This is a genomic window from Pseudomonas sp. D3 (assembly GCF_029320995.1).
Taxonomy (GTDB): domain Bacteria; phylum Pseudomonadota; class Gammaproteobacteria; order Pseudomonadales; family Pseudomonadaceae; genus Aquipseudomonas; species Aquipseudomonas paraveronii.
Map to the genome: position 1 here is coordinate 1,539,651 of NZ_CP119772.1, position 24,978 is coordinate 1,564,628.

A 24,978-nucleotide genomic window follows, 5' to 3' on the forward strand; every position below is an offset into this window, starting at 1 on the left:
CCTGTCGCCGCGACGACAGGGCTGTTTGCAGGGCTTACTTGATGCGTTGACCCGGCTTGGCGCCGCTGTCAGGGCTCAGCAGGTAGATTTCTTCGCCGCCGGGGCCGGCCGCCATCACCATGCCTTCGGAAATACCGAACTTCATTTTCCGTGGCTTGAGGTTGGCGATCATCATGGTCAGGCGCCCATTGAGCTTGGACGGGTCCGGATAAGCGCTCTTGATCCCGGAGAACACGTTGCGTTGCTCGTCGCCGATGTCGAGGGTCAGGCGCAGCAGCTTGTCGGCACCTTCCACGGCTTCGGCCTTGAGGATCAGCGCAACCCGCAGGTCCACGGCGGCAAAGGCGTCGAACTCGATCTCCGGGGACAGCGGCTCCTTGACCAGTTCGCCGTTGCCGGCCGGCGTCGATTCGCCGGTGTCTGTCGGGCTGGCGACCAGGTCTTCTTTCGAAGCGTCGCTCATGGCCTGGACTTTTACCGGATCGATGCGGGTCATCAGCGGCTTGAACTCATTCAACTGATGGTTGCTGAGCAAGGTAGCGTGATCGTTCCAGGTCAGCGGCGCGACGTTGAGGAACGCCTCGGCATCCGCAGCCAGCAACGGCAGCACCGGCTTGAGGAAGATCACCAACTGGCGGAACAGGTTGACGCCTGTGGCGCAGATGGCCTGGACTTCCGCCTGCTTGCCTTCCTGCTTGTTCAGCGACCACGGCGCCTTGTCGGCGATCCACGCGTTGGCGCGGTCGGCCAGGCCCATGATCTCGCGCATGGCGCGGGCAAAGTCGCGGGCCTCATAGGCGTCGGCAATGCTTGGCGCGGCGGCCAGGAACGCGTCAGTCAGTTCCGGCGCGGCATTCTCGGCCACCAGTACACCGGCGTTGCCCTTGTGGATGAAGCCGGCGCAACGGCTGGCGATGTTGACGACTTTGCCGACGAGGTCCGAGTTGACCTTCTGTACGAAGTCTTCCAGGTTCAGGTCGAGGTCGTCGACGCCACGGCCCAGCTTGGACGCGTAGTAGTAGCGCAGGTATTCCGGCGACAGGTGATCCAGGTAGGTGCGCGCCTTGATAAAGGTGCCACGGGACTTGGACATCTTCTGGCCGTTGACGGTCAGGTAGCCGTGTACGTTGATGCCGGTCGGCTTGCGGTAGCCCGAACCTTCGAGCATTGCCGGCCAGAACAAGGCGTGGAAGTTGACGATGTCCTTGCCGATGAAATGGTACAGCTCGGCGGTGGAGTCTTTGCCCCAGAACGCGTCGAAGTCCAGTTCCGGCGTGCGGTTGCACAGGTTCTTGAAGCTGGCCATGTAGCCGATCGGGGCGTCCAGCCACACGTAGAAATACTTGCCCGGCTCGCCTGGAATCTCAAAGCCAAAATACGGCGCATCGCGGGAGATGTCCCACTGTTGCAGCCCGGCATCCAGCCATTCGGCGATCTTGTTGGCGACGGCATCCTGCAGGGTGCCGCTGCGCGTCCAGGTTTGCAGCATCTGCTGGAAATCCGGGAGTTTGAAGAAGAAGTGCTGGGAATCCTTGAGCACCGGGGTGGCGCCGGAGATCGCCGACTTCGGGTCCTTCAGGTCGGTGGGTGCGTAGGTGGCACCGCATTTTTCGCAGTTGTCGCCGTACTGGTCCTCGGTGCCGCATTTCGGGCAGGTGCCCTTGATGAAGCGGTCGGCCAGGAACATTTTCTTTTCCGGGTCGAAATACTGGGTGATCGAGCGCGTGGCAATGTGCCCGGCGTCCTTCAACCGCAGGTAGATCTGACTCGACAGCTCACGGTTTTCGTCGGCGTGGGTCGAGTGGAAGTTATCGAAGTCCACCAGGAACTCGGCAAAGTCGGCGCTGTGTTCAGCCTGCACATTGGCGATCAGTTGTTCCGGGGTGATGCCTTCCTTTTCGGCGCGCAACATGATGGCCGAACCGTGGGCGTCGTCCGCGCAGACATAGATGCATTGATTGCCGCGATGCTTCTGGAAGCGCACCCACATATCGGTCTGGATGTACTCAAGCATATGGCCAAGATGGATCGAACCATTGGCATAGGGCAGGGCGCTGGTGACGAGGATCTTGCGTGGCTCGGACATTGGGGCTCGGCTACTTGATGAAACGGAGGTCGGTCACTATAAAGCGCCGGGAAATATATTTCACCCCGTGACGCTGTTTCAGAATCTTCCCGGCCTGCGAAAGCATGCCGTTAAGCCGCTGGAACGGTTAGGATAGCCGCCTGTTTTAGTCAGTCTTTTTTCGGGAGTAGCCCATGAGCGCCGTCAATCGCGCAGCGGTGGAAGCCGTTCTTCGCCAATACACCGACCCCTATTTGAACCAAGACCCGGTCAGCGCCGGCTGTGTACGCGCCATCGAGGTCCAGGGCGACCAGGTGTCGGTCCGGATGGAACTGGGCTACGCCGCTGGCCTGTTCAAGAGCGGCTGGGCGCAGATGCTGCAAATGGCCATCGAAGGCCTGGACGGTGTGCGTTCGGCCAAGGTCGACATTCAATGTGTGATCGCCCCGCACAAGGCCCAGGCGCAGATCCCCGGCCTGGCTAACGTGAAAAATGTGGTGGCCGTGGCCTCCGGCAAGGGTGGCGTGGGTAAATCCACCACGGCGGCTAACTTGGCGCTGGCGCTGGCGCGCGAAGGCGCTCGCGTGGGGATTCTCGACGCGGATATCTACGGCCCAAGCCAGGGCGTGATGTTCGGCATTGCCGAGGGCACTCGCCCGAAAATCAAGGACCAGAAGTGGTTCGTGCCCATCGAGTCGCTGGGTGTGGAAGTGATGTCGATGGCGTTCCTGACCGACGACAACACACCGATGGTATGGCGTGGGCCGATGGTCTCCGGCGCCTTGCTGCAACTGGTCACCCAGACCGCCTGGGGCGATTTGGACTACCTGGTGATCGACATGCCGCCAGGCACTGGTGATATCCAACTGACCCTGGCACAAAAAGTCCCGGTGGCCGGGGCGGTGATCGTCACCACCCCCCAGGACCTGGCGTTGCTGGACGCGAAGAAGGGCGTGGAAATGTTCCGCAAGGTCAACATTCCAGTGCTGGGCGTCGTGGAAAACATGGCGGTACACATCTGCTCCAACTGCGGCCACGCCGAGCATCTGTTCGGCGAGGGGGGCGGCGAGAAACTGGCCACCCAGTATGGTGTCGAGTTGCTCGCCTCGCTGCCGCTGGCAATGGTGATTCGTGAACAGGCCGATGGCGGCAAACCGACAGTGGCTGCCGAGCCCGACGGCCAGATCGCCATGGTTTATCAGGAGCTGGCGCGTCACGTGGGCGCGCGGATTGTGCTGCAGGAAGCGGCTGCTCCGGCCATGCCGACAATTACAGTCAGCGACGACTGAGCCCGTCGTAGGAAACAAGCCTCGAATTTGTCGGGGCTTTTTCTTGTCCGCAGAACGGCCGGGCATTGCTTGCTGCGCTCTTACACCGTTGCTCGTGTAAGCATTTGCTTACTTTCACGTAAGTGTTTGGTTTTTTTAGCGTTGCCGGACGTCTCGAATTGTCTGGCTATATTTCTAATCAATTGAAATATAACAATTATTTATTGGCTTTCGAGCGCGATTGCTCTGCAGGCAGCGGTTTGGGTTGCGTTGTACTTCCGTGGGAACTGGATACTATCAGCCCTGTGTCCACGGATTGACACAGCCATCAAGGAACGATGGTTTGAAGGAACGTCGCAGGATGCGATTCATCAGGATGATGAAAAAGGAATACAGGGACTAGGGAAAAAATGTGGGCGGGTCATACCGCCCCTTTTTTTGCCTGCAGAAAAGTAAAACGCCTGCCCCAGACACAAAAAAGGCCCACAAGGTTATTTCCGTGAATGGGAAATGCATAGGTAGTGTCTTTTTTTGATTCGGGCCCATCTGACTCTGCACGGGCGTAAGGCCATTGAGTTACCTTATAAGTGCATGCTTATTTATGCCACCGTCTGGATTGAATCAAGTCGTTTCGACTTAATAGTCCCCCTTTGTGCGGCGGCAGTAAGCGTTTCGGGAACACACCTTCCGATGTGGATGGGCTGCGTGATTTCTGCTCACCAGAACAGCATCCTCAATGCCAGCGCGATCACGACGATATTAAAAACGCACTCCATCCACTGGTCACCCTTCTTTAGCGCAAACTTCGCGCCGGCATTTGCACCCAATAGCGTGCCAATAACCAGGCAAAGTCCGTATTGCCAGTTAATGATTCCGCTGACGCCGAAAATTATTAGCGAGCCCACGGAGAGGACGAGTCCGCCGACTTTGCGGGTACCCACCGATTCGCTGATGGTCTTTCTGAAAAAGATAATGAATAAATACGTCGAGAGTTTGGCTTGTCCACCGAATAACCCGCCGATCATTCCTACTGGGATGAAGAGGATATAGCCAAACAGACGCCTGATCGCAGAGGGCGGTGTTTCGCCGCTACGAGGTTTTTTTATAAGGGAGAGTGCCACCAGCAACAATGTCAGCCCGCCAATTATTTTATGCAACAGCGCGGGATCTATTTGAAGAAGAAGGCTCGCTCCTCCCAAAGCCCCGGCGAGCCCCAGTGCCGCAGCTGGCACGGCAAGCGCATAATCGACCTTTCCCTGATTATGGAAGTGCCGCAGTCCGGCAATCATGGTGCCTACCGAGGCCAGGCGTGCGGTGGCGATCGACGACTGAGGCGCAATTCCCAGCCAGATCATCACCGGGACGGTTAAAAACACACTCCCACCGGTGTTGGTCCCGACGAATCCAGTTATTAATCCGAGGAAAACCAGGCCGGCGCCAGTCAGCCACTCATGCCCCATCATGTTGAGATGCTCGCGTAGGATTAACGTGCACGGTTTATTCGCTTAAGTAAGCAGGGTCTACGCAGCGATAGCAATTTCTGTTTCGGGAATTGGCGGTCACATTCATCGCCTTAAATGGCGAAGGCCACCACGCCACGGGCTAGCGCGTCCGGTAAATGATCTGAACGCATAATTTTGGCGTTCGGAAGGCGTGTTTGCCGTTCGCGGACAAGTCGTCAACGGGCGTGGTCGGGCAGTGTTCGAGGTCGGCTTTGCCTGTGCAATTCGTAAGTTGCCGGGAGGCTGATCTCACATCCTCTCCAGGGAGTGGGCATGAGGACCGTGCTATGAATGGGGGCTACCGCGCAGCTTAGAGCTTATGCCACGAACGAATCGAATAATGAGAAAAGCGCCACCCGCGTCGCCGGCGTTTAGAAGCTACGATGCAATCCGATGTGTCTATATATCGCAAGGCTTTTAGACTCAAAAGCCTGCGCCCATTAGGCGTTATGGTCGCTCACGCACGAATTATGTACGCCAGGATATAACGCCTTAGCGGGCCTTTTTATTGGGCAGCGACGCTGTCAGCGCTCGAGATCTTTGATCTTGCCTTTCACACCGTCCCACTCTTCCGCATCCGGCAACGACTCTTTCTTCTCCGTGATGTTCGGCCAGATTTCCGCCAGTTCGACGTTCAACTGGATAAATTCCTGCATATCTTCCGGGACCTCGTCCTCGGAGAAAATAGCGACGGCCGGGCATTCAGGTTCACACAGGGCGCAGTCAATGCACTCGTCCGGGTGGATGACCAGGAAATTCGGGCCTTCGTAGAAGCAGTCCACCGGACAGACTTCTACGCAGTCGGTGTATTTGCACTTGATGCAGTTGTCGGTGACGACGAAGGTCATTTCTAATTTTCTCCTCAGGCGGCGGCAGCGAAACCCCTTATGGTGGGGCCCGCGAGGTTTGAGAGCGATAGTCTGCGGACCAGGCTAAAAAGCCCGCAGCATCCCAAACCGCGCGAGATAATATCAGCTTGCAAGCGTCTGCGTTAGATCCGTGTCTTCAGTGTGTAGAGCATTTCCAGCGCTTTTCGCGGTGTCAAGTCGTCCAGGTCAAGTTTTGCCAACTCATCCAGCACCGGATGGGGCAGGCTGGCGAACATATCACTCTGGTGTGGCGCGCTGGATTTGCTGCTGGCCTTCTTCGGGCTGGCGATCACGGTTTCGTGGGGCAGGGCGGTGGCCTCCAGGCGGCTGAGGTGCTCGCGGGCGCGGGTGATCACGTCGTTCGGCACACCGGCCAACTGCGCCACGGCCAGGCCGTAACTCTGGCTGGCCGGCCCTGGCAACACATGGTGCAGGAACACGATACGCTCGTTGTGCTCGGTGGCATTGAGATGCACGTTGGCCACCAGCGGCTCGCTTTCCGGCAGCACGGTCAGTTCGAAGTAATGGGTGGCGAACAGCGTATAGGCGCGCAGGTGCGCCAGGCGCTCGGCCGCCGCCCAGGCCAGGGACAGGCCGTCGAAGGTGCTGGTGCCGCGGCCCACTTCGTCCATCAGCACCAGGCTGCGCTCGGTGGCGTTGTGCAGGATGTTCGCGGTTTCGCTCATTTCCACCATAAAGGTCGACCGGCCACCGGCGAGGTCATCGCTGGAACCAATCCGCGTGAAGATGCGATCCACCAGGGACAGCTCGCAACTGGCCGCCGGTACAAAGCTGCCGATATGCGCCAGCAACACGATAAGTGCGGTCTGGCGCATGTAGGTGGATTTACCGCCCATATTCGGACCGGTGATCACCAGCATGCGGGTATCGTCATCCAGCGACAGGTCGTTGGCGACGAACGGCGTGGTCAATACCTGCTCCACCACCGGGTGGCGACCCTGAACGATGCGCATGCACGGCTCGCTGACAAACCGCGGGCAGTTCAAGTCAAGGTTCAGCGCACGTTCGGCCAGGTTGCTCAGCACATCCAGTTCCGCCAGTGCGGCGGCGGTGTCTTGCAACGGCGCCAAGCGGCCGATCAAATCTTCGAGCAGCGCTTCATACAGCATCTTTTCCCGCGCCAAGGCACGGCTCTTGGCCGACAGTGCCTTATCTTCGAACGCTTTCAGCTCCGGGGTGATGAAGCGCTCGGCACCTTTTAGGGTTTGACGACGTTGATAGTCGATGGGCGCCTGCTCGGCCTGCTTGCTCGGCAACTCGATGAAGTAGCCATGCACGCGGTTGTAACCGACCTTCAGGTTGGCCAGGCCGGTGCGCGCTTTTTCGCGGGCTTCCAGGTCAATCAGGAACTGCCCGGCGTTCTCGCTCAGGGACTGCAGTTCATCCAGTTCGCTGTCGTAGCCAGTCTTGAGCACGCCGCCGTCACGGATGATCGCCGGCGGGTTGTCGATGATGGCTTTTTCCAGCAGCGCCGCCAGGTCCGGGTAGGTGCCAGCAGTTACTGCGAGTTGTTGCAGGTGTGGCGTGTCCAGTTCGGCCATCGCCACTTGCAGTTGCGGCAGGGCGCTCAAGGCATCACGCAGACGCGCCAAGTCACGGGGCCGCGCGTTGCGCAGGCCGATCCGCGCCAGGATACGCTCGATATCGCCGATTTCTTTCAACTGCGGCTGCAGCTTTTCGAAGCGATAGCCGTCCAGCAGGCAGGTAATCGACGTCTGCCGCGCTTGCAATACCGTTAAATCCCGCAGCGGGCGGTTCAGCCAACGGGTCAGCAAGCGGCTGCCCATGGCGGTCTGGCAACGGTCCACCACCGATTGCAGAGTGTTGTCGCGGCCGCCGGCCAGGTTGGTGTCCAGTTCCAGGTTACGACGGCTGGCGCCATCGAGCACGACGGTGTCGTCCAGGCGCTCATGGCGCAGGCTGCGCAAGTGCGGCAGGGCGGTGCGCTGGGTTTCCTTGGCATAGCTGAGCAGGCAACCGGCGGCGCCGATGGCCAGGGTCAGGGTTTCGCAACCGAAGCCCTTGAGGTCCTGCACGGAGAACTGTTGGCAGAGGCTTTTCAGCGCTGAATCACGCTCGAAATCCCACGGCGCGCGACGCTTGGTCCCACGACGACGTTCCGCCGGCAGGTCCTTTGGCCAATCATCCGGGATCATCAGCTCCACCGGATTGATACGCTCCAGCTCCGCCAGCAGGTTCTCCCAGCCTTTGGTCTCCATCACGCTGAAGTTGCCGCTGGTGATATCCAGTACCGCCAGGCCGAACAAGCGCTCATCGCCGAGCACCGCAGCGATCAGGTTATCGCGCCGCTCATCCAGCAGCGCCTCATCACTCACCGTCCCCGGCGTAATAATGCGCACCACCTGACGCTCCACCGGCCCCTTGCTGGTGGCCGGGTCGCCGATCTGCTCGCAGATCACCACCGACTCGCCCAGCTTCACCAGCTTGACGAGGTAGCCTTCCAACGAATGGTAAGGAATCCCACACATCGGAATCGACTGCCCCGCCGACTGCCCACGCGCGGTCAGGGTGATGTCCAGCAACTTGGCGGCCTTCTTCGCGTCTTCATAGAAGATCTCGTAGAAATCGCCCATGCGATAGAACATCAACTGATCAGGGTGCTGGTTTTTCAGGCGCCAGTACTGCTGCATCATTGGGGTGTGGCTGGAGAGGTCGGTCATACGTGGGGTTCAGCTCTGCCTGTCTATTTGACGATTCACATCTGTCTAATACTACAGGGATTTTTTAGGCATTGTCGGCGGGAGGCCGACGTTGATTTTGCGCAGGCGCAGATAACGCTGCGTCATCTTGGCGTCGGTGTGTCCACCCAGTTTTTGCGCATCGTTGCCCTGATCGTCGGTATCGGAAAGCGACTTGGCACGCAGGTCATGAAGGCTCGCGTCCTCGACCCCGGCCTTTCTGCAACTGATGGCGAAGGCGTCCTTGACCGAGCTGTAATGCACCGGCTTTCCGCCGCGCGGGGAGCAGAACAAGGTTAGGCCGCGAATTTTCCTGGGCAATGCTTTTACCCTGGCAATCAACTCCTCGAGGTCGGGCGTCATCTGTACCAATAGCCTTGCATTGGTTTTTTCCTGCTTGAAGGCGATCCCTTCGGCGCTGATGTCCGCCAGGCGGATGGCCAGGACGTCACCAATGCGCTGCCCGGTCAGATAGCACATCTCGTAAATCACCCGCATGTTGGCGCTGGAGTTGGCGCAGACGGCCTGGAACTCGCCGTGGGTGATGTATCGGTCGCGCTTGTGCTCCAGGTGCCGGCGGACGCCGATGCACGGATTTGAGTCGACGATCTGCTGTTCCAGGGCGTAAGTGAACACAGCGCGCAGCACTGAGATCACCCGGTTCGACATATTCGGAGTGTCTGCCATGTGCAGCTTTAGCGCGACGACGTGACGCTGAAGTACCTCGCGGGGCTCGAAGTCAGCGAAGTTTTCCTTCAGGCGCTCGCATGCCGCCTCATACTGCTTGAGGGTGTTCGGCTTTAGGGGTGGCTTGGTCCTTTTGCGCATGTGCTCGAGCGCATCGTCGATCAGCTTGGGCATTCCGCCCTGGGTGCCTTTGTCCAGCAACTTGGCGTACTCTGCCAGGGATGCCTGAAAGTCGGTGCCCAGGCGCTTCCACTTGCCCTTGCGGACCAGGTAATAAGCGCCATGCTTTTGGTACATGCACGCCGGCAGGTGCCGGTCCTTCTTGCGCGGACGCATCGATCTTCACCTCAACCCAGCCGAAGCTCCGGCCCCTTCCTTGATTGAATACCACCCAGCCGCCCAATGACAACTTGGCGCAGCACCTTCGGGTGACCATCACCACCTACCGCGAACCCGTAGCGTTCGGCGGTCAGCCACTTTATCTGTGCTCCTGGCTTCTTATAGCCCGTTAGGTCGGCAACTTCCTCTGCTGTCAGAAACATACCTACCTCCGCTCGTGTCGCGACACGTTTCTGTTATCGGCGGATGGTGTCGCGGCTTTCTTCGTGATCATTGGCGCGTAACCTTTCCTGGAGGCAGCGCCGGCTTCGACTCAATGAAACTGCTTGCGCTGTTCTCGCCGCCTATGTGGCGGAAATAGTCGATCTCAACCTTGGCGCTTTCGATCAATACGCGGCTGATGTCGGATACGGATTGCGCGCGCGATACCTCCTTGGCCAAGTCCTCATCGGACGCTTCGCGCACAGCCTCAAGCTGCGCAAAAAGGTGGTCCCGCAGGTCGCTCAGTTTGTTCTTCATGATTTCTTCTCCCGTATTGCTCTCTTGAGGTCTTGCTGGGCCAGGATCACGTCCTGCAATTCAGCGGGGTATTTGCGTATTTGGTTGCGCCTCCAATGCCTGTCCTTCGTCACGAGCATCAGGTTGGCCAAGTCGGTGTTACGTCTGTTTCCATCCCGTGCAGCGACAACACACTTGTCGGGAATCGGGCCGTGGGCCTGCTCCCAAACCCAGCGGTGCTCAAGAACCCATGTCCCGCACGGGAGCTTGATCCTTATGTTTCGTCCGTCGTCCCTGCGCTCACCGACCTCGATCCGGTTATGGGATTCTTGGCCGGGCTTGAAGCGAGTTGCCTCCAGGATCGATTGGTCTCGCTTTAGTCCGAGGTTTGTGGCCTTGTTCTTGATCTGGCCGGCAGTCTTGCCCACCTTCGCTTCCATCTCAGGCATGGGCGTCAGAGGATAGAGCTCGGTTAACAGGGCAACTTCTTGCTCTGTCCATCTACGGCCGATCCCATCCTTACGCACGACCATGACCTCGCTGAAAATGGTCAGCCAGCACCCGGCGGGCATCGATGCCGCACGATGCCGACATCGCGTAGATCTGGCCGAACGTGGTTTCTCGGCGCTGCAGGGCGTTGAACAGCTCGATCAGGCGCTGGCCCTTTGTACCGTTGCGGCGGCTCATAACTGGAGCCCATTTTGCCGTGGGGGTGGGGCGGCGGTCAGTTGCTCGCTTTGGCACATGGAAGTTGCCAGAGAAGCCCGTGCAGCCTGGCTTTCGTCGGTGGTGGTGCTGGCGGGTGTCTGTAGGAGCGAACTGTCCGGCAAGCAACTGATCCCGGTGTTGTTCAAGATCCAGCAGGTGACGCCGCGCGCGCTGTCGTGTTGCACGCTGATGACCTGCTCGCCGGCGGCGGCGGCCTGGCCGATGATCAGCAGCAGGGCTATGGTGATCAGTCGGCGCATGTGTGCAACTCCTCCAGGCGGGCCAGGCGCCGGGTTGTATCAATCTCCCGATCCAGCTCTTCACCATTGAAGTACTTGTCACCACGCACCACCATGATGTTGTCGTCGGCATCCTCAACGCAGGTGCGATCGCGCAGCCATTCATAGCGCCCGGCATTAGCCGCCATCCGCACGCGATCATCGATGTGCATCGAATCGGCAGTCATGGGAGTAGTGACGGTGTTGGCCAGCGCATCCAGCAGGATCTTCTGGCGGTTCTGCCCATCCAGGTACTGGCGCACGGCCTGGACGAAAACACTGTTCATGCTGCGGTCGCCAGTGTTCGCTGCTGCTTCGATCTCGGCGCGCAGCTTGTCGGGCAGGCGCACCACAAACTTGTCGGCGGTGCGTGAATCGTAATCTGTGGCGCTCATGGGATTCTCCTGGCCGATGGCTCAGATCTGAGCCATCGGCCGCTGGTGGTCGTCTACTTGCCGATGCCAATGAATGGGGTGGCGGCGCCGCTGGTCATGTACACGGGCAGTTTCCCGTCCCACTTCTCAATCGCGTTCAGCTCGACGACGCCCGGGTTCTTGCGCAGCGCCTCGCCGCGAATGTTCAGCGACTCAGCTTCGCCCTGGGCCTTGAGGATTGCGGCGTCCTTGTCGCCTTGGGCGGCGGCGCGCACCTTGGCAGCCTCGGCTTCGGTCTGGCGCAGTTCGTTCTCGCGCTGCTGGGCCTTTTGGGTGGCGGTGATGCTGTTGTTCAGAGCCTCGACAACCTGCGGCGGCAACACGATCTCGCCATTGAGGTAGAGCGACTCGACCACGATCCCCTTGTTGTCAAAGTGCTGCTGGACCTGGGTTTCGATAGCCTTCAGGAATGCCTCTTTGCCCGGGCCGTACACCTCGGATGCCTTGACCTTCGAGCCGGCGTTATTGAAGGCATTGCGCACCACCTGCGGCACGTTCACCTGGATGATCTCGCCCATCGACTTGCGGTAGGTCTGGAATAGCAGGGGAGCAGCCCCGGGCTTGGCGCGCAGCGTGATGCCGATCGGCGCACTGATCGTCATCCCGTCGCGATCCTGGAACTTGACCTGCTGCAGGTTGAAGTTCTGGGCGAACGTCGGGAACAGGAACAGCTCCTCGTTCGGTGTCAGCCACTTGTAGCCGACGGTGGCCTCGGTGGGCGCCACGCCCTTGTCGCTGCCCATCAGGTTGACTATCACGCCGGTGTAGCCGGCAGGCACCTTCGAGCAGCCCGCCGTGACGGCGAGCAGGCACAGCATTGCAATGGCGGCAATCCGCTTCATTGGTCTTTCTCCGTGGTTTTGGCCGATTGGCCAGGTTTGGGTGTGGTGATATGCAGGTACAAGCAGGCGCTGGCGATCAGCCAAACGGCGGTGCCGAAGAAGCCACCGACGACATCGAGGTCGGAGCTGCTGCTGATCAGGTCGCGGGCAGCGAATAGCAGCCAGCCGGCGGAGGCGCTGATATAGATCAGGATCGACATCAGCACCTTGAACAATTGGAACGGGGTCATCGGTTTACGAGACATTCACTTTCTCCTGGCCGAACGATTCCCGGCCGCGTTGTTGGCTTTCGCAAAAATCCTTGATGGGTACTGACCTGGGTCCGACGCGGAGCCACTTCGCTACTCACTTCGGGGTGATGATTCCTTTTCGCATGGCCTCCGCGACCATTGCCGGGCGCTTGTAAACGGATAGCTTGTGCATGACGCTTTCTATGCGGCCCTTAACAGATCGTGGCGACAGATCATCCCGTTGCGCGATTTCTTTATCTGTCATTCCAGAGGCAACACTGAGCAGGCAGACAAGCTCACGATCAGCCAGGCCCTTGTCTCTGTGTCCAATCCATCCAGACATCACTATTTCGCCGTCCATTTTTGGGTACCGTTAGTTCCTTTTGAAAAAGATTGAGCTATGCGCAAGCGCATGTCAAGAACCAAAAGTTCTTTCTTGGGGCGTGCGTCTGTGTTTGTGGAAGATTGCGGAGGGTAGGCGGGAGTCAAATGAGAAAGGGGCGGCGGCGCAGAGAAGGCGCCGTCCGAACTATTTGGCGAACATCGCCCACCAGAAAACGTGCCCAAGAATCGAGATCTGCTGGTCCTGGATGTCCTTGAACGAATAGTCCTCGTCTGGGTGTTCGTCGCGGTTGAAGCTGCGCAGCCGTATGCCCATCGGAAGGCGGTACACCTGCTTAACGCGCAATAGGCCGTTGTGGCTGATCGCGTACAGATCGCCATCGACTACATCTGAAAAAGATGACTTTCCGGTGTTCACGCCAACGACGGCGCCATCTCTCAATACTGGCATCATGCTGTTGCCGCGCACGGTGACGCACCTGGCTTTATCGAACTGAACTCCGTTTTGGCGGAGGCTCCGTTTGCCGAATCGTAAGCTTGAGTCCTGAGTTTCCTCTATGGAAAAGCGCCCCGAGCCGGCCGCCAATTCTACTTCGCGCAAAAACGGAACCGCTACCTCGTCGTCATCTAATGGGGTCGACTCATCCCAAACCGAAAGCGACAAGAGTTCCGGGTGCTCTCTCTGGTTCGGCTTGGCGGGCGCCGGCCGCTCAATTTGGGGAGATTCACCGGCGCCCCAGGCGAGCCACTCAACGCGCACGCCAAGCAATTGGGCAAGCTTCGCCATTTTGGGGGCGCCAGGAAGGTTTTCGGCGTTCAGCCATTTTCCTGCCGCCTTAGCTGTAACCCCAACGTGCCTGGCCAGATCAGCCGCCATTCCATAAGCCGGGTAACCCGCGTCGAGAGCCGATTGTTTGAGTCGCTGCGCGAAAGCATCGCGTGAATCGTTAAGTACCATAAGTTCTATTCTCTTCTCTCTTGACGGAACTTTCAGTTCCTGCGCAGAATGTACCCAAAGTACCTTCTTGAAATGGCAGAGGTGCCGCATGAACAGAGTCAAAAAGGCCGTGGGGGATGTCGGCGGTACGCCTACGGCTGCAAAAACCTGCGGGGTTTCCACGCGATCCGTTAACAAGTGGATCGCCGCTGAACGCTTGCCACGAACCGAGTACACCGGCGAAACCAGCTACGCCAAAAAACTTGCCGAGGCATCGGGAGGTAGGTTCACGTCTGCGTGGTTACTCGAGATCGTAAACCGGAACCAAGTTGCACCCGATGGCGTTGATTCTACGGCAGCCGGAACTTAAGGTTCAGCGCTTAAAGTACCTGTTAATACGTACAGTCATAGACAGAGGTGCGCCCGTTTTGAGCGGCTAGAACATGATTTTTAGGCAATAAAAAACCCGCTGTGGAGGCGGGTTCTTGTTCGCTACCAGTGTGGAGCTGGTGGCTTTGGTACTTCTTCGTCTGTGGAGGACGAATCAATGCAAGCGGAAAATAGCAACAAACATCCCGTAGCGCAAGACTCGCTTACTACTGAGCAAGGCTTTTGCGAAACCCCTATCGATAACAAAGGGGAGTACATGCTCCAGGTCGTTCCCGGTATTGGTTCCCGTGACGCCATTCAGCAGGCTCGCACCCTTGCCTCTGGCCTGGGCCAGATCTGCCAGCACATGCACGACAGCCTGAACTACGGCGAGATGGTGTATTGCGACGGAATGGCCACCTTGCAGTTTGTGGCCGATAGCGTCAGCGCGCTGCTCTGGTCTGTCCAGAAGGGCCTTCCCTCGGAAATCGCGGAGAGGGAGCAGGCATGAAAACCCAAACCCTCACACTTGAGCATGAGTTCATGGTCAGCGGCGGCCACGCCGTCCTCTCTGCGGCCGGTGGTGTGCCCGTCCATGAGTCGCTTGATGCGGCGACCAGTTTGCTAGAGGCGGTATCCGCTGGCCTGCGCGAATTGATGTGCGTTCCGGCCGTATCCAACCAGGCGACTCTGGCGTATTACGCCGCCGAGAACGCTCTCGCACTCGTTTACGCCTCACATGCCGCCGTCGACCCGGCGTCCGGAGGTATTGCATGAATGCCTCCTTTAAAGCACCAGAAATCCATGTGGTTGCTTCGGAGGCAGAGTTTCAGCTCATCTGCGCCAAGGAACAACTCGAATGGCTCGGAGCGATTGCCCGTGCCATCGCGATGAACGTTGAGCACGGAAAAGGCCGGGATGTTCAGGTGCTCGCCGGCCTGGCCAAGTATCTCGATGACTCTGGCGTCTCTTCCATTGAGTCAGCGATTGATCACTTCAAGGAGGTTGGTGAGAAGAACCCGGCGCCACGTTCTGCGCAATCTGAAAACGTGGCGCGGGAAAGCGGGGGTGTTCGATGACCATCGTCATCATCAATGACGGCGATGCCGTCACGACCACCTTGGCGATTGCCGAGGGAACGCTCAGCGATCACGCAAGCGTCATCAAGCTCGTTCGCACCTATCAGGCTGATCTGGAGGAGTTCGGACTTCTGGATTTCAAATCCGAAAGTACGGGAGGGCGCCCAACTGAGTACGCCTTCCTCAACGAGCCCCAGTCAACCCTGTTACTGACCTACATGCGCAACACGGAAATCGTCCGGGCGTTCAAGAAGAAGTTGGTGCGCGAGTTTTGGGAGATGGTCCAGCAGCGCAACCAGCGTGCCCCGGCATTGCCCGATGACTACATCGGCGCCCTGGAGCACCTGCTGGCCTCGAAACGTGCAGAGCAGTTGGCGATCGATGAGCGCGACAAGGCCATCGAAACCAAGGCCGAGATCGGTTCGCGTCGCGAAGCCACGGCCATGGCCACCGCTTCGGCGGCTGTTCGGCAAGTGCAAAAACTCAAGGATGACCTGGGCCTCGGTACCCGGCAGGCGGCAGTACTCGCCGTAGAAAAGGCTGTCGGCCGCAAGTTCGGCGTGTCCGGGTATGCCCCCCTACGCCGCTGGTGCAAGGCCCGAGGCATCACTGCCCCCAAGGTATTCCATCCCACTTTCGGCTTTGTCCGCTGCTGGCCCGCGGGCGCATGGATGGACGCTTACCAAATTGACCTGGCTGACCTGTTTGGCGCCGACGGAGAACAAGCATGAGCAAAGTAATCGACTTTCCGAAGCCTCCGACCGTGGAGGTTATCAACGAGGCCCACTTCGAAAAGAACAACGATGCCGCCCTGCTGTTGAAATGCTTCGAGGTCGTCAAGGACACGCTTGAGGTCATTAGCGAGCCCGAGTACACCATTGAGCGCGAGGATGACACGCACATTGATCTGATCCGTGCGTTCTATGCGTTGAAGGTGCTGTTCCGGCGCAGGACTGGCCACGATGCAGATCAGGTTGCCAAAGACCATTTTGACGCAATGAGTCGCCACTTGCTGGGGGGCGAGCCGCGCCCTGAAAACAAAATCCCCGTCGTCGTGTACCCGGCCGAGTGCCTGCCGGACGAAGCGTTCGACGGCCTGACCGACCAGCAGTTGGCTTGCGCAGCGTTCAACTACAGCGATCGCGTTCGCATCCTGATCATGGATCACACGCCGCACGCTTTGGCGTTGGACGAGGCACGCACTTTCTCCATTGATTCCACCACCGCACTCCGCCTGCTGGTGTTACGTCTGTCTGGTGGCTCAGTGGAAGCCATGGGTGCCGGTATGCGCCGTAAGCCTGGGGAGACGCTGCAATGAGTATTCTCACCAGCGGCACCACCCTGCATGTCAGCGCCACTGCTGAAGTGGTCGCCGGCCCCTGGCCGAATTATTCCAACTGCCGCCACCTACCTGAGCGCGACCGCTGGGAGGTCTACGCCATGGCGAAGGCCTCACGCGGCGCCCTGGAGGATCGCGGCGTGGTCATGACCGAGAGTTATGACGCTTTCATCGCCCGGGTAACGCGGGAGCTGGACATATGAGTGTTCAAGCCATGTCCTGGGCACTCACCCAGCAGGTTGTCACCGATTCGCATACGCGTCATGTGCTGCTGTGCCTGGCCAACTACGCCGATCAGTCCGGGCGCGCTGCATTCCCTGCCGTTTCGAGTCTTGCGCTTGATACTGGTCTGGCGCCGCGCACCGTTCAATACAGGCTTCGTGAGTTGGAGTCGATTGGCTTGATCAAGCGTGGAAACCAGGCCGTTGCCGCCGCGTATATCTCCCAGCGCGATCGTGTTCCGGTCTGCTACGACCTCGACCTTTCACGGGGTGCACCGGATGCACCCCGCTCCGAACGGGGTGCACCTGACGACGCAACGGGGTGCAAGCCAGAACAGAACGGGGTGCACGCCACGACCGAACGGGGTGCACCGGGTGCACCCAATCCACCCATTAACCATCCATTAACCATCCTTAACCAGAAAGAAGGCGCCGAGGCGCAACAGAAGGGTGGGAAGGCAAAGAACAAAAAGTTTGATCCTCTGACTGCTCGACCATCGAACGCATCGGAACAGGCCTGGGCTGACTTCTGCGAAATGCGGAAGGCCAAGCGCGCGCCGCTGACCTTGCGAGCGTGCGAGCTGATCGCCAAGAAGCTGGCCAACCACCCGGAACCTGACGCCGTACTGGATAAGTCCACCACCAGCAGCTGGTCGGACATCTACCCAGAATCAGTGCTGGCTGGTGCTGGCGCCAAGAACGGTAAGCCATCGGCCTTCAACAACCTGCCCAACCACACCCCGGATATGTACCAAGGAGGCGAAGATGGCCCAGCGTTCTAATTTCCGCCGCCAGCCTGAGCAGCGCACGTTCGCCGGCGAGTGTCCGGTCCACGGCTCAATTGATCGCTCCGAGGTTGAGCAGTTCGATGGTTCTATGTCTGTCCGCCCATGCAAGCAGTGCCAGTTCCACGGCCTGCGTGTATCGCCACAGGGGAGCGAAGAGCATTCGCAGGCGCTGGCCAACCTGCAAGCCGAAAGCGTCAACAGCGCGCTTGTAGGCTCTGGCATCACGCCTCGGTTTGCGGGGAGCACCTTTGCGACCTACCGAGCCACCACGCCGGCTATGACGCTGGCGCTGGAAACTTGCCAGGGCTATGCCGACAACTTCGGCGAGCATTTCCAGGCCGGCCGCAACCTGCTGCTGTGCGGCAACGTCGGGAACGGCAAAACACACCTGGCCAGCGGCATCGTCCAGGCCGTAATTCGCCAGCACCGGGCCGTGGCAGTGATCACCACCGCTGCCGAGATCATCCGCGTGTTCAAGCGCTCGATGGATCGCAATGCCGGGTACGCCGAGGGCGACGTGATCAACGAGCTGGCGAGTTTCGACCTGTTGGTGATCGATGAGATTGGCGCCCAGGCGGGCACTCACTACGAGCTGTCGGTTCTGCATGAAGTACTGGACCGCCGTTACAATCTGATCCGGCCAACGGTGGTGGCGTCCAACCTCAACGCCAAGGGATTGGGCCAGTACATCGGTGAGCGCGCTCTTGACCGCCTGCGCGAGAACAAGGCGCTGCTGGTCGGCTTCACCTGGGATTCGGCACGGGGGCGCGCATGAACGACTATCGCGAGCTGTACAGCGATGAGGCGGAACACGCCCTACTCGGCGCCTTGATGTTGGACGGCGATCTGTTCGACTCGATCACTGCCAGTGTCAAAACTGCCGACTTCCATGATCCTGAAAACGCAGCACTGTTCCAGGTGATGCTTGATCTGCACGCAACTGGCGCGCCGGTTGACCCGGTCACGCTTCACGATTTCAAGCCGTATCTACCCAGCAGCAGACCGACCATTGCCTACGCGGGTGAGTTGGCGAAGAACACGCCCAGCACTGCCAACTGGCGGGCTTACGCCAGGACCGTGAGCGAGCGAGCGGTGCTCCGTCGGCTGGTTGATGCCGCTGACGCCGTGCGTGATTCGGCCAACGAGAACCGGCCGGTTGCCGAGATCATTGCCAGCGCTCAACAGGCCATGGCTGACCTGCGCGACTTGGACACCGGTGAACCCGATTACAAGCGCATGGACGAAGTGGTGACTCGGAACATCGATATCATCGACGCCAAGTTCAACGGCGCCGTTCAGTCCGGGCTCTCTACCGGCCTGGCAGACCTGGACAAGCTGATCCGTGGGCTGCGCAAAAAGACGGTAACCATCGTCGCCGGCCTGCCAGGTAGCGGCAAGACCACGCTGGGCCTGCAAATCGCCCAGCACATTGCCTGTACCGGGCTCGGCGTTGGCATGGTGTTCTCTTTGGAGATGCCCGAGGAGGAGCTGGGCAACCGTGCATTGGCGTCCCTCGGCAGCGTCGACCTGCAGGTTCTGGACAATGGGAAGTTGCTGGATGAGGACTGGCCGCGACTGACCTCTGCGGTCAGCAAGATCATGGACAAGCCGCTCTACGTCAGCGACAAGTCCGGCCTAACCGTCGCGCGAATCCGCAGCATCTGCCGTCAGGTCAAGCGCAAACACGGCCTCGACGTGGTGGTGATCGACTACATCGGCCTGATTGGCTCCGACGGCAAAGCGTTCAACCGCACCGCCGAGCTGGGCAAGATCTCGACCGGAATCGTCAACATCGCCAAGGAACTTGAGGTCCCGGTAATCCTGCTGGCCCAGCTCAACCGCGACTCGACGAAGCGGCCAGGCAAGAAGCCTATCGCCTCTGACCTGCGCGATTCCGGCCAGATCGAGGCCGACGCCCACTGCATCATCCTGGTCCACCGCGACATGGACAGCGAGGAGGGGCAGAACGGGGCGACTGAGCTGCTCATGCCTAAGTGCAGGCACGCGCCGGTCGGTTCATGCGTTGTGCAGCAGCAGGGCAAGTTTGCCCGATTCGTCAACTTTGCGGGTCGCGAGCCCACCCAGGAAGAGGTGGAGATCAACCGCCCCTTCGCCGATCAGTACAAAGGAAGGAAGAACAATGAGAAGTTTTAAGCTGTTTGATCGCCTGCTGGGGCGTAGCGCCGCTCCCGCACCTTTCGTTGCCGGTGAAGCATTGGGCGCCCTGCGGTCCGCCATGGAGGCGGGCAAGTCTTGCATCCTTCCGAAGGGGGCCGTGTTCGTTCCGGCGCCCAAGCATCCCGAAGCAGAGCGTATCGCCGCCTCAATCCGGGATTTTCCCGAAGACTGGGGTTGGACGATGAAGGGCTACAAGATGATCCACACGCCAAGCGGCTTTGTCCTGTGGGTGGCAAATCAGGACTACGGCCTGGCTGAGGTCTACAGCAACGGCGGGAAAGGCGACTTCTCCAAGCCCGAGCAGGCCATCATCTGGCCGGCGGTCGAGGGCTGGCTGGCGCGGCACAAGGTCGGGTTCACCGGTCGACTACCGAAAGCAAGGATAACCGGGCGCAGCGGCACCTTCTGGTGTTTTGCCAAGGAGCATCCGTGGGCGGGTGTTGGCGATTCGCCGGAGGAGGCGTATCGAGCCTGGCGTCACTCTATCTCCGCCCAGGCCCGCAATGACATGAAGCCAAACGAATACCTGCAAGTGCGGGGTGCAACGCTATGAGCGGCGGAAAATCGTTAAACAGAATCGCCCAAGGCCCGGATGCAGAGCAGACAGGCGTTAGATTCCAATATTCACGATTTTCGCTACAGACCACGGATTGCGGGGCCTGCACCCTGCATCCACAAATTGTGATTGTGGAGGTTTGTAAAAGCCTCGGGAGTGCCGAAAATGAGTAACGTCACGGCGGCATTGCCGCGCAAAAGCATGAGCGACTTGGAGCGTCGATTCCTGAAAATCGCCGGCGAGGAGTTGGCCAAGGTGAATGTCGGCGGACCGCGGGCACTGGCCTATCTGCTGGATATGGTTGCGAGCTGGCATGGCAGCCGGGCTCAGATCGGATTCCACGACTTCGGACAGCGCTGGCTGGTCGATGGCAACGCGAAGAATAAACCCGCCGACCGGTTACTGCGTGACCTGTTTGGCCTGAGTGATCCAGATCCGAGGAAAGCCGCATGAAGAAGCGCACGTACACCAATAAGCCACTGGGCGATACGGAATACCTGCTGGAGCAATGGGGCTGGTGGCGGATGGATGGGATGGGCGTGCCTCGGTACGTGTCACCGCTCTATGCGCTGATCCGCGACAACAACGTCACCGAGGGAGGGATCAAGAATTACTGCGTCACGGATGACGTGGCCCTGGTGGTTGATCGGGCGGTAGCCAAGCTCGCTATGCGGGACGCGCAGATGGGAAACTTCATCTGGCTGTACTTCGGTGCGAAGTGGCCAGCCCTGCGAATTGCACGGGAAAACGATATGGGCGAGGCCAAGGCTCGCGAGCTGATCAAGGCCGGCGTGGCTTGGGTTGACTGTGCTATCGAGGTGTTTCGCGAGGCTGCGTAGAAATTTCTTTCCACGCGGATAAACACCTGTTTTTATGACACCGTGTTCAGCTTTTCAAGCGCGACACCACATCGAAAGCCCGGCCATTGTGTCGGGCTTTTTTTGTGTGCGCAAAGAGTTGATGACATGATGATGGCTCTATGCCGTCAATCATGAGAGCCGGAAATGGAATTTACGAATCAGCAAAAATTGATCATCACCATGCTCAGCGATATTCACGCAGAGCTTCAAATCGCCGACAGTCTCGATCCGGACTTTGTTCGCCGAGCAGTATGTGAGGGCCAGGGATGGGCCTTAAATTGGAAGTATCCCGGAATGTTTGAGGATCCTGCGGAAGACCCGGAAAACGTAAAATTTGTCGCTAACGTTCTGGAAATGTGGTCGATGCTAGAGGACTCGTTCAAGGCGCTTAATGCTGAACAGCGCGCCGAACTTGCAGTTGTCTCTGATCCATTCGGGAAAGATGTGCAATTCCCCGGTTTTGACGGAAATAACGAATATGAGCTACTGGCCATCGCCCGAATCTTCGTAAACGATCTGGAACGTTGGTCGGAGTTTACCGGCCGAATCAACAACTCTCATATGCGGGTTAAGGACGGCTACCAGCGAATGTTTGAAGTGTTCGACGGGATTCGCGACAGCAAGTATCAGTGCCATGATTTTGGCCTGCTCAATGTTGAACAGCTCGCCCAAGTTTTAAATGGGCGTCGCCACCCCTCGAACGTTTAACACGGTAGATTGCTCCGGCGGTGGTGGGGCCGCCACCGACCTAGATCGCTAGGACCAAAAACCGGATATCAACACCGGCTATTTGCACCCACTACGAGCCTCGGCATTTGCCGGGGCTTTTTCGTTTTCGGCTCCACCACACCCATTGCTCTGGGCTGGGTAATCCTTCTAGGTGTATAGGCCGGCTCAATGCCGTCGCCTCTTGCTTGTGTAGTGGCACTTAGGCATTATTGAGACTGCTTTCTCTGGTCAGCTCTCCATTCCCTCTCGCTTGGGAGCTGTTTCGGGGTTGGCAGACGGCCCGACCACGCGTTGGGCCTTTTTGATCCGATTGACCTGAGTCCCTGTATTCGTGGCGGCTTTCTCAATCATAAGGATCCACAGATTTCCCTTTGTATCTATTGATACGCCCGACCCTGCCTAGTGCGGGGTTTTTTTATGCCTTCGTTTTGTTGTGGGTAGACCACTGCCAGGGTGGGCCTTCGGGTGGGCCTGGACGCGGTATCGCCGGTAGTCACGCGTTACGAAAGAACACCGGCAGCATGAGCAGTCCACACCTGTGCTTCAGGGGCTGGCCCAGGCGGACTGATGGAAAGACATCGCACCTATTTCAAGGCTCGCCATCACGGCGGGCCTTTTCTCGTTATGAGGCACAGCAAATGTCCGGCTCTATCCAATCCAGCAACTACGTGCCGGGCGTTTCCGGCTGGAAGCTCGACCACGTCAGCGGCGACTTCGAAATCAACAGCGCCCAGATCCAAGTCGGCACCCTGCCAAGCGATCCTCAGTTGATCGCCGTCACGGCTCGAGTCTCGCTGACCAGGTCAAGGCTGTGATCCGCAAGGAGCTCATGCCGGGCGGCCTGCTTCACCGTTCACGCTAATCAACCCCCTAACTCCCTGAAGGGGAGGAACTGAGATGGCTCCCATGCCCGAAAAAGACCCTAACTTGTGGGCCGCTGCATTTGCCTGGCTTGCAGCGCACCAGCCGCAACTCTATGCCTCTGGCTTATCGGTGCTCATTGCCATCCTGCGGGTTGTGTATGGCGGCGGCACTCGTCGCCAGATGATCCTTGAGGGTGCCCTGTGCGGGCTGATTACCCTGGCTCTGGTGCCGCTACTGGAGTGGATGGGGCTGCCTCAGGGCATGGCTACCTTCGCCGGTGGTGCGGTTGGGTTCGTAGGTGTTGAGAAGCTGCGTGACTACTCAGACAGGTTTATTGGTCGCAAGGTTGACTCGCTGTAATCCGCGCCACGTTTTCAAATGCGCTAAATCGTGGCGCGATAAAACACTACTCCGCATTCTTTCTCAGAGCGGAGAGTTGTAGCAGGCGCGGAGAGTTGCCTGATAATCCTCCATCATTTTTTGAAGGGCTCCGGCGTTAGATGAGGGCGGGTAACTTGTAGCAACCGCTACGGAAATCTTGAGGTCGTCAACTTTGTCTCTGATTGGGTTGCATCGATCATTTTGCAGTCGTTGCAGGCTTGTCCGAGTAGATTGAAGCTGCGTTTGTTGGCTCTCGTAGGCTTGTCGCCATTCCTTGAGGTTCTGCAGCAACTCTTTATTCGCTTCTCGGTATTCCTGGTTTCTCTCGGTCAGAGAGGTTAGTGCCGTTTCCTGCTGCCCATACTTCACCCCAACGGTCGCCACGGAGCTGAGCGCGGCGCAGATAGCAGAAATCAAGCCCACGGTAAGCCAGCTGGGTCTAGTGCTATTGGGAGGTGTTCCGTCACTCATAAAACGTCCTGGTGAAATGAATAGTGCGCGGAGTGTATCCAAAAATGACGAGTTGTTCAGGTTGCGCCACCCGACGCGAATGGATCAACAAGATGAAGAGGCTGGCATATGAGCGAGCAGAACGACTATTCAGACCAGATCCAGAAGCTGAGCCCAAAGAAGGGCGACCTGCTGGTGGTGACGAGCCCGCATCACCTGACGTTGGAGCAGCGGAAACGGATGACAGAGAGCTTGGCGCCCTTCGCTGATCGACTGGGTGTTCAGGTGCTGGCACTTGATGGCGGCGCCACAGCTCAGTTGCAACCAGGTATTCAATGCTTGCTGGATGAGCAGAAGAAGCAGACCGCGCTGCTCGAGCAAATAGCCAAGCAGCAGATCCTGATGATCGAAGTGCTGGCCGATGAGCAGGGTGATCAAGACCCCGACGCCATGCCGATGACGTACATCGATGGGAGCAAGGTGACCTGATGGCCAAGATACCCAGCCTCAAGTCCAGGCTCACACCCGTGGACAGCCGCAAGGTTTCATCGCTCTCCGATGCAAATGGTGGCGATTCGTGGGGCTCAGGCCGTGGCGGTCGCCCCTGGCGCCGAAAGCGTGAGTCGATCCTGATCCGCGACAACTACACCTGCCGTGTGTGTGGACTGACCACCAAAGACCTTGAGGTCGACCACATCATCAACGTCGCCCAAGGCGGTACTGATGACGACAGCAACCTCCAGGCGGTCTGCATCCCATGCCACAAGGCCAAGACGGCCCGAGAGTCGACTGCGCATCGATATTGATGCACGTAATTGGCGTGCGGCAAATGGGCCTGTGACGTGCTACACGGGGGGAGGGTGGGGTAAGAGTTCACACCCTTTTGTCTCGGACACCACTCCCCCTCTCACGCGCAGATTATTTCCCCTTTTGAGGTTTTTGTTAATGGCGTTAACACCTAAACAGCGCGCCTTTGTCGTCGCCGTGCAAGGTGGCGCCTCGAATAAGGACGCAGCAATAGCCGCTGGTTACGCGGCCCCCAGCGCTTCGGTCGCTGGTTCGAGACTGGCTAAACACCCAAGCGTTATGGCTGCACTCGCCAAGGCCTGCGTTAACAAAAATGTTAATGCTCCATCCGGCAAGACAGTGTCACCGGTCGGCGCCGAGCAGCTGCCTGAAGAGCCGCTTACGGGCGGATTCGATTTGGCCCGAGCCCTGAGACATTCCGACCCGAAGGATTTCCTTTTGGCGGTCATGAACGACCTCGAAAGCGAGGCGAAGCTACGCCTCGACGCCGCCAAGGCGCTGATGCCATTCGTTCACTCCCGTAAAGGCGAGGGCGGAAAGAAGGATGCAGCGAAGGAAGCGGCGGAAAAGGCCGCTGGAAAGTTCTCCAGGCAGGCCCCGCCAAAATTGGTCGCGGCGAACGGTAAGCAGGTCTAACT

At 58.8% G+C, this 24,978-nt stretch carries 35 protein-coding genes; 19 read left to right on the forward strand and 16 right to left on the reverse strand.

Annotated elements, in window-relative coordinates; translation table 11 throughout:
* Nucleotides 1–34 precede the first annotated feature (34 nt).
* The gene (metG, locus tag P3S72_RS06770) at nucleotides 35–2,086 is read right to left on the reverse strand and encodes a methionine--tRNA ligase (protein WP_276196717.1); all 2,052 of its coding nucleotides are present in this window, start codon (nucleotides 2,084–2,086) and stop codon (nucleotides 35–37) included.
* A 173-nt stretch (nucleotides 2,087–2,259) separates the two neighbouring features.
* Here metG and apbC point away from each other — a divergent pair, with 173 nt between their 5' ends.
* Nucleotides 2,260–3,354, forward strand: a complete 1,095-nt coding sequence (gene apbC / locus P3S72_RS06775; RefSeq protein WP_276196718.1) for an iron-sulfur cluster carrier protein ApbC — start codon at nucleotides 2,260–2,262, stop codon at nucleotides 3,352–3,354.
* A 695-nt stretch (nucleotides 3,355–4,049) separates the two neighbouring features.
* On the opposite strand, the gene P3S72_RS06780 is transcribed toward apbC, so the two are convergent.
* The 14 genes from P3S72_RS06780 to P3S72_RS06845 form a co-directional block, all read right to left on the reverse strand.
* Nucleotides 4,050–4,796 carry a sulfite exporter TauE/SafE family protein gene (locus P3S72_RS06780; RefSeq protein WP_276196719.1) on the reverse strand — a complete coding sequence of 249 codons (747 nt, stop codon included), beginning with the start codon at nucleotides 4,794–4,796 and terminating at the stop codon, nucleotides 4,050–4,052.
* A 563-nt stretch (nucleotides 4,797–5,359) separates the two neighbouring features.
* The gene (gene fdxA / locus P3S72_RS06785) at nucleotides 5,360–5,683 is read right to left on the reverse strand and encodes a ferredoxin FdxA (RefSeq protein ID WP_003222178.1); all 324 of its coding nucleotides are present in this window, start codon (nucleotides 5,681–5,683) and stop codon (nucleotides 5,360–5,362) included.
* A 143-nt stretch (nucleotides 5,684–5,826) separates the two neighbouring features.
* Entirely contained in the window at nucleotides 5,827–8,406 is a 2,580-nt protein-coding gene (gene mutS, locus P3S72_RS06790) for a DNA mismatch repair protein MutS (protein ID WP_276196720.1), read from the reverse strand.
* A gap of 51 nt (nucleotides 8,407–8,457) precedes the next feature.
* Nucleotides 8,458–9,447, reverse strand: a complete 990-nt coding sequence (locus P3S72_RS06795) for a tyrosine-type recombinase/integrase (protein ID WP_276196721.1) — start codon at nucleotides 9,445–9,447, stop codon at nucleotides 8,458–8,460.
* Between the two features lie 11 nt (nucleotides 9,448–9,458).
* On the reverse strand, nucleotides 9,459–9,653 hold the full coding sequence (locus P3S72_RS06800) for a DUF4224 domain-containing protein (RefSeq protein ID WP_010564156.1): 195 nt from the start codon (nucleotides 9,651–9,653) through the stop codon (nucleotides 9,459–9,461).
* Between the two features lie 67 nt (nucleotides 9,654–9,720).
* A complete protein-coding gene (locus P3S72_RS06805; protein WP_057712001.1) occupies nucleotides 9,721–9,969 on the reverse strand; it encodes a hypothetical protein in 249 nt (82 codons plus the stop codon).
* Nucleotides 9,966–10,481: an HNH endonuclease signature motif containing protein gene (locus P3S72_RS06810; protein WP_276196722.1), complete on the reverse strand. Its 516-nt coding sequence runs from the start codon at nucleotides 10,479–10,481 to the stop codon at nucleotides 9,966–9,968. Before P3S72_RS06810 ends, P3S72_RS06805 begins: the two co-directional genes overlap by 4 nt.
* Entirely contained in the window at nucleotides 10,468–10,635 is a 168-nt protein-coding gene (locus tag P3S72_RS06815; protein ID WP_169850678.1) for a hypothetical protein, read from the reverse strand. The genes P3S72_RS06810 and P3S72_RS06815 overlap by 14 nt, the downstream gene beginning before the upstream one ends.
* Nucleotides 10,632–10,916, reverse strand: a complete 285-nt coding sequence (locus P3S72_RS06820) for a hypothetical protein (protein ID WP_276196723.1) — start codon at nucleotides 10,914–10,916, stop codon at nucleotides 10,632–10,634. The genes P3S72_RS06815 and P3S72_RS06820 overlap by 4 nt, the downstream gene beginning before the upstream one ends.
* Entirely contained in the window at nucleotides 10,904–11,329 is a 426-nt protein-coding gene (locus P3S72_RS06825) for an Arc family DNA-binding protein (protein ID WP_276196724.1), read from the reverse strand. The genes P3S72_RS06820 and P3S72_RS06825 overlap by 13 nt, the downstream gene beginning before the upstream one ends.
* Before the next feature lie 53 nt (nucleotides 11,330–11,382).
* On the reverse strand, nucleotides 11,383–12,210 hold the full coding sequence (locus P3S72_RS06830) for an SPFH domain-containing protein (RefSeq protein WP_276196725.1): 828 nt from the start codon (nucleotides 12,208–12,210) through the stop codon (nucleotides 11,383–11,385).
* Complete coding sequence (locus P3S72_RS06835) at nucleotides 12,207–12,455, reverse strand: hypothetical protein (RefSeq protein ID WP_276196726.1); 249 nt, start codon at nucleotides 12,453–12,455, stop codon at nucleotides 12,207–12,209. Before P3S72_RS06835 ends, P3S72_RS06830 begins: the two co-directional genes overlap by 4 nt.
* Before the next feature lie 100 nt (nucleotides 12,456–12,555).
* On the reverse strand, nucleotides 12,556–12,801 hold the full coding sequence (locus P3S72_RS06840) for a LuxR C-terminal-related transcriptional regulator (RefSeq protein ID WP_276196727.1): 246 nt from the start codon (nucleotides 12,799–12,801) through the stop codon (nucleotides 12,556–12,558).
* 168 nt (nucleotides 12,802–12,969) lie between these two features.
* Entirely contained in the window at nucleotides 12,970–13,659 is a 690-nt protein-coding gene (locus P3S72_RS06845; protein ID WP_276197904.1) for a helix-turn-helix transcriptional regulator, read from the reverse strand.
* A 607-nt stretch (nucleotides 13,660–14,266) separates the two neighbouring features.
* Here P3S72_RS06845 and P3S72_RS06855 point away from each other — a divergent pair.
* The 15 genes from P3S72_RS06855 (at nucleotide 14,267) to P3S72_RS06925 (ending at nucleotide 23,062) form a co-directional block, all read left to right on the forward strand.
* Nucleotides 14,267–14,599 (forward strand): hypothetical protein, encoded by a 333-nt coding sequence (locus P3S72_RS06855; RefSeq protein WP_276196729.1) that lies wholly within the window; start codon nucleotides 14,267–14,269, stop codon nucleotides 14,597–14,599.
* Nucleotides 14,596–14,865 (forward strand): hypothetical protein, encoded by a 270-nt coding sequence (locus P3S72_RS06860; protein ID WP_276196730.1) that lies wholly within the window; start codon nucleotides 14,596–14,598, stop codon nucleotides 14,863–14,865. Before P3S72_RS06855 ends, P3S72_RS06860 begins: the two co-directional genes overlap by 4 nt.
* Complete coding sequence (locus P3S72_RS06865; protein WP_276196731.1) at nucleotides 14,862–15,167, forward strand: hypothetical protein; 306 nt, start codon at nucleotides 14,862–14,864, stop codon at nucleotides 15,165–15,167. Before P3S72_RS06860 ends, P3S72_RS06865 begins: the two co-directional genes overlap by 4 nt.
* Nucleotides 15,164–15,898 (forward strand): Rha family transcriptional regulator, encoded by a 735-nt coding sequence (locus P3S72_RS06870; RefSeq protein WP_276196732.1) that lies wholly within the window; start codon nucleotides 15,164–15,166, stop codon nucleotides 15,896–15,898. Before P3S72_RS06865 ends, P3S72_RS06870 begins: the two co-directional genes overlap by 4 nt.
* The gene (locus tag P3S72_RS06875) at nucleotides 15,895–16,485 is read left to right on the forward strand and encodes a hypothetical protein (RefSeq protein ID WP_276196733.1); all 591 of its coding nucleotides are present in this window, start codon (nucleotides 15,895–15,897) and stop codon (nucleotides 16,483–16,485) included. The genes P3S72_RS06870 and P3S72_RS06875 overlap by 4 nt, the downstream gene beginning before the upstream one ends.
* A complete protein-coding gene (locus P3S72_RS06880) occupies nucleotides 16,482–16,709 on the forward strand; it encodes a hypothetical protein (RefSeq protein ID WP_276196734.1) in 228 nt (75 codons plus the stop codon). Before P3S72_RS06875 ends, P3S72_RS06880 begins: the two co-directional genes overlap by 4 nt.
* Complete coding sequence (locus tag P3S72_RS06885) at nucleotides 16,706–17,509, forward strand: helix-turn-helix domain-containing protein (RefSeq protein ID WP_276196735.1); 804 nt, start codon at nucleotides 16,706–16,708, stop codon at nucleotides 17,507–17,509. Before P3S72_RS06880 ends, P3S72_RS06885 begins: the two co-directional genes overlap by 4 nt.
* Complete coding sequence (locus P3S72_RS06890) at nucleotides 17,493–18,290, forward strand: ATP-binding protein (protein WP_276196736.1); 798 nt, start codon at nucleotides 17,493–17,495, stop codon at nucleotides 18,288–18,290. The genes P3S72_RS06885 and P3S72_RS06890 overlap by 17 nt, the downstream gene beginning before the upstream one ends.
* Nucleotides 18,287–19,669, forward strand: coding sequence for a replicative DNA helicase (locus P3S72_RS06895; RefSeq protein ID WP_276196737.1), 1,383 nt, complete (start codon nucleotides 18,287–18,289; stop codon nucleotides 19,667–19,669). The genes P3S72_RS06890 and P3S72_RS06895 overlap by 4 nt, the downstream gene beginning before the upstream one ends.
* Nucleotides 19,656–20,246 carry a hypothetical protein gene (locus P3S72_RS06900; protein ID WP_276196738.1) on the forward strand — a complete coding sequence of 197 codons (591 nt, stop codon included), beginning with the start codon at nucleotides 19,656–19,658 and terminating at the stop codon, nucleotides 20,244–20,246. Before P3S72_RS06895 ends, P3S72_RS06900 begins: the two co-directional genes overlap by 14 nt.
* 168 nt (nucleotides 20,247–20,414) lie before the next feature.
* Nucleotides 20,415–20,702 carry a hypothetical protein gene (locus tag P3S72_RS06905; RefSeq protein WP_276196739.1) on the forward strand — a complete coding sequence of 96 codons (288 nt, stop codon included), beginning with the start codon at nucleotides 20,415–20,417 and terminating at the stop codon, nucleotides 20,700–20,702.
* Complete coding sequence (locus tag P3S72_RS06910) at nucleotides 20,699–21,088, forward strand: antiterminator Q family protein (RefSeq protein ID WP_276196740.1); 390 nt, start codon at nucleotides 20,699–20,701, stop codon at nucleotides 21,086–21,088. Before P3S72_RS06905 ends, P3S72_RS06910 begins: the two co-directional genes overlap by 4 nt.
* Before the next feature lie 165 nt (nucleotides 21,089–21,253).
* A complete protein-coding gene (locus P3S72_RS06915) occupies nucleotides 21,254–21,817 on the forward strand; it encodes a YfbU family protein (protein WP_276196741.1) in 564 nt (187 codons plus the stop codon).
* A 659-nt stretch (nucleotides 21,818–22,476) separates the two neighbouring features.
* Entirely contained in the window at nucleotides 22,477–22,653 is a 177-nt protein-coding gene (locus tag P3S72_RS06920) for a hypothetical protein (protein ID WP_276196742.1), read from the forward strand.
* An 82-nt stretch (nucleotides 22,654–22,735) separates the two neighbouring features.
* The gene (locus tag P3S72_RS06925; RefSeq protein WP_276196743.1) at nucleotides 22,736–23,062 is read left to right on the forward strand and encodes a phage holin, lambda family; all 327 of its coding nucleotides are present in this window, start codon (nucleotides 22,736–22,738) and stop codon (nucleotides 23,060–23,062) included.
* 63 nt (nucleotides 23,063–23,125) lie between these two features.
* Here the strand turns inward: P3S72_RS06925 and P3S72_RS06930 are convergent, their stop codons facing one another.
* On the reverse strand, nucleotides 23,126–23,554 hold the full coding sequence (locus tag P3S72_RS06930; protein WP_276196744.1) for a hypothetical protein: 429 nt from the start codon (nucleotides 23,552–23,554) through the stop codon (nucleotides 23,126–23,128).
* A 108-nt stretch (nucleotides 23,555–23,662) separates the two neighbouring features.
* On the opposite strand from P3S72_RS06930, the gene P3S72_RS06935 reads away from it, so the two are divergent.
* The 3 genes from P3S72_RS06935 (at nucleotide 23,663) to P3S72_RS06945 (ending at nucleotide 24,976) form a co-directional block, all read left to right on the forward strand.
* On the forward strand, nucleotides 23,663–24,022 hold the full coding sequence (locus P3S72_RS06935) for a hypothetical protein (protein WP_276198020.1): 360 nt from the start codon (nucleotides 23,663–23,665) through the stop codon (nucleotides 24,020–24,022).
* Nucleotides 24,022–24,339, forward strand: coding sequence for an HNH endonuclease (locus tag P3S72_RS06940; protein WP_276196745.1), 318 nt, complete (start codon nucleotides 24,022–24,024; stop codon nucleotides 24,337–24,339). Before P3S72_RS06935 ends, P3S72_RS06940 begins: the two co-directional genes overlap by 1 nt.
* 139 nt (nucleotides 24,340–24,478) lie before the next feature.
* Nucleotides 24,479–24,976, forward strand: coding sequence for a terminase small subunit (locus P3S72_RS06945; RefSeq protein ID WP_276196746.1), 498 nt, complete (start codon nucleotides 24,479–24,481; stop codon nucleotides 24,974–24,976).
* Nucleotides 24,977–24,978 lie beyond the last annotated feature (2 nt).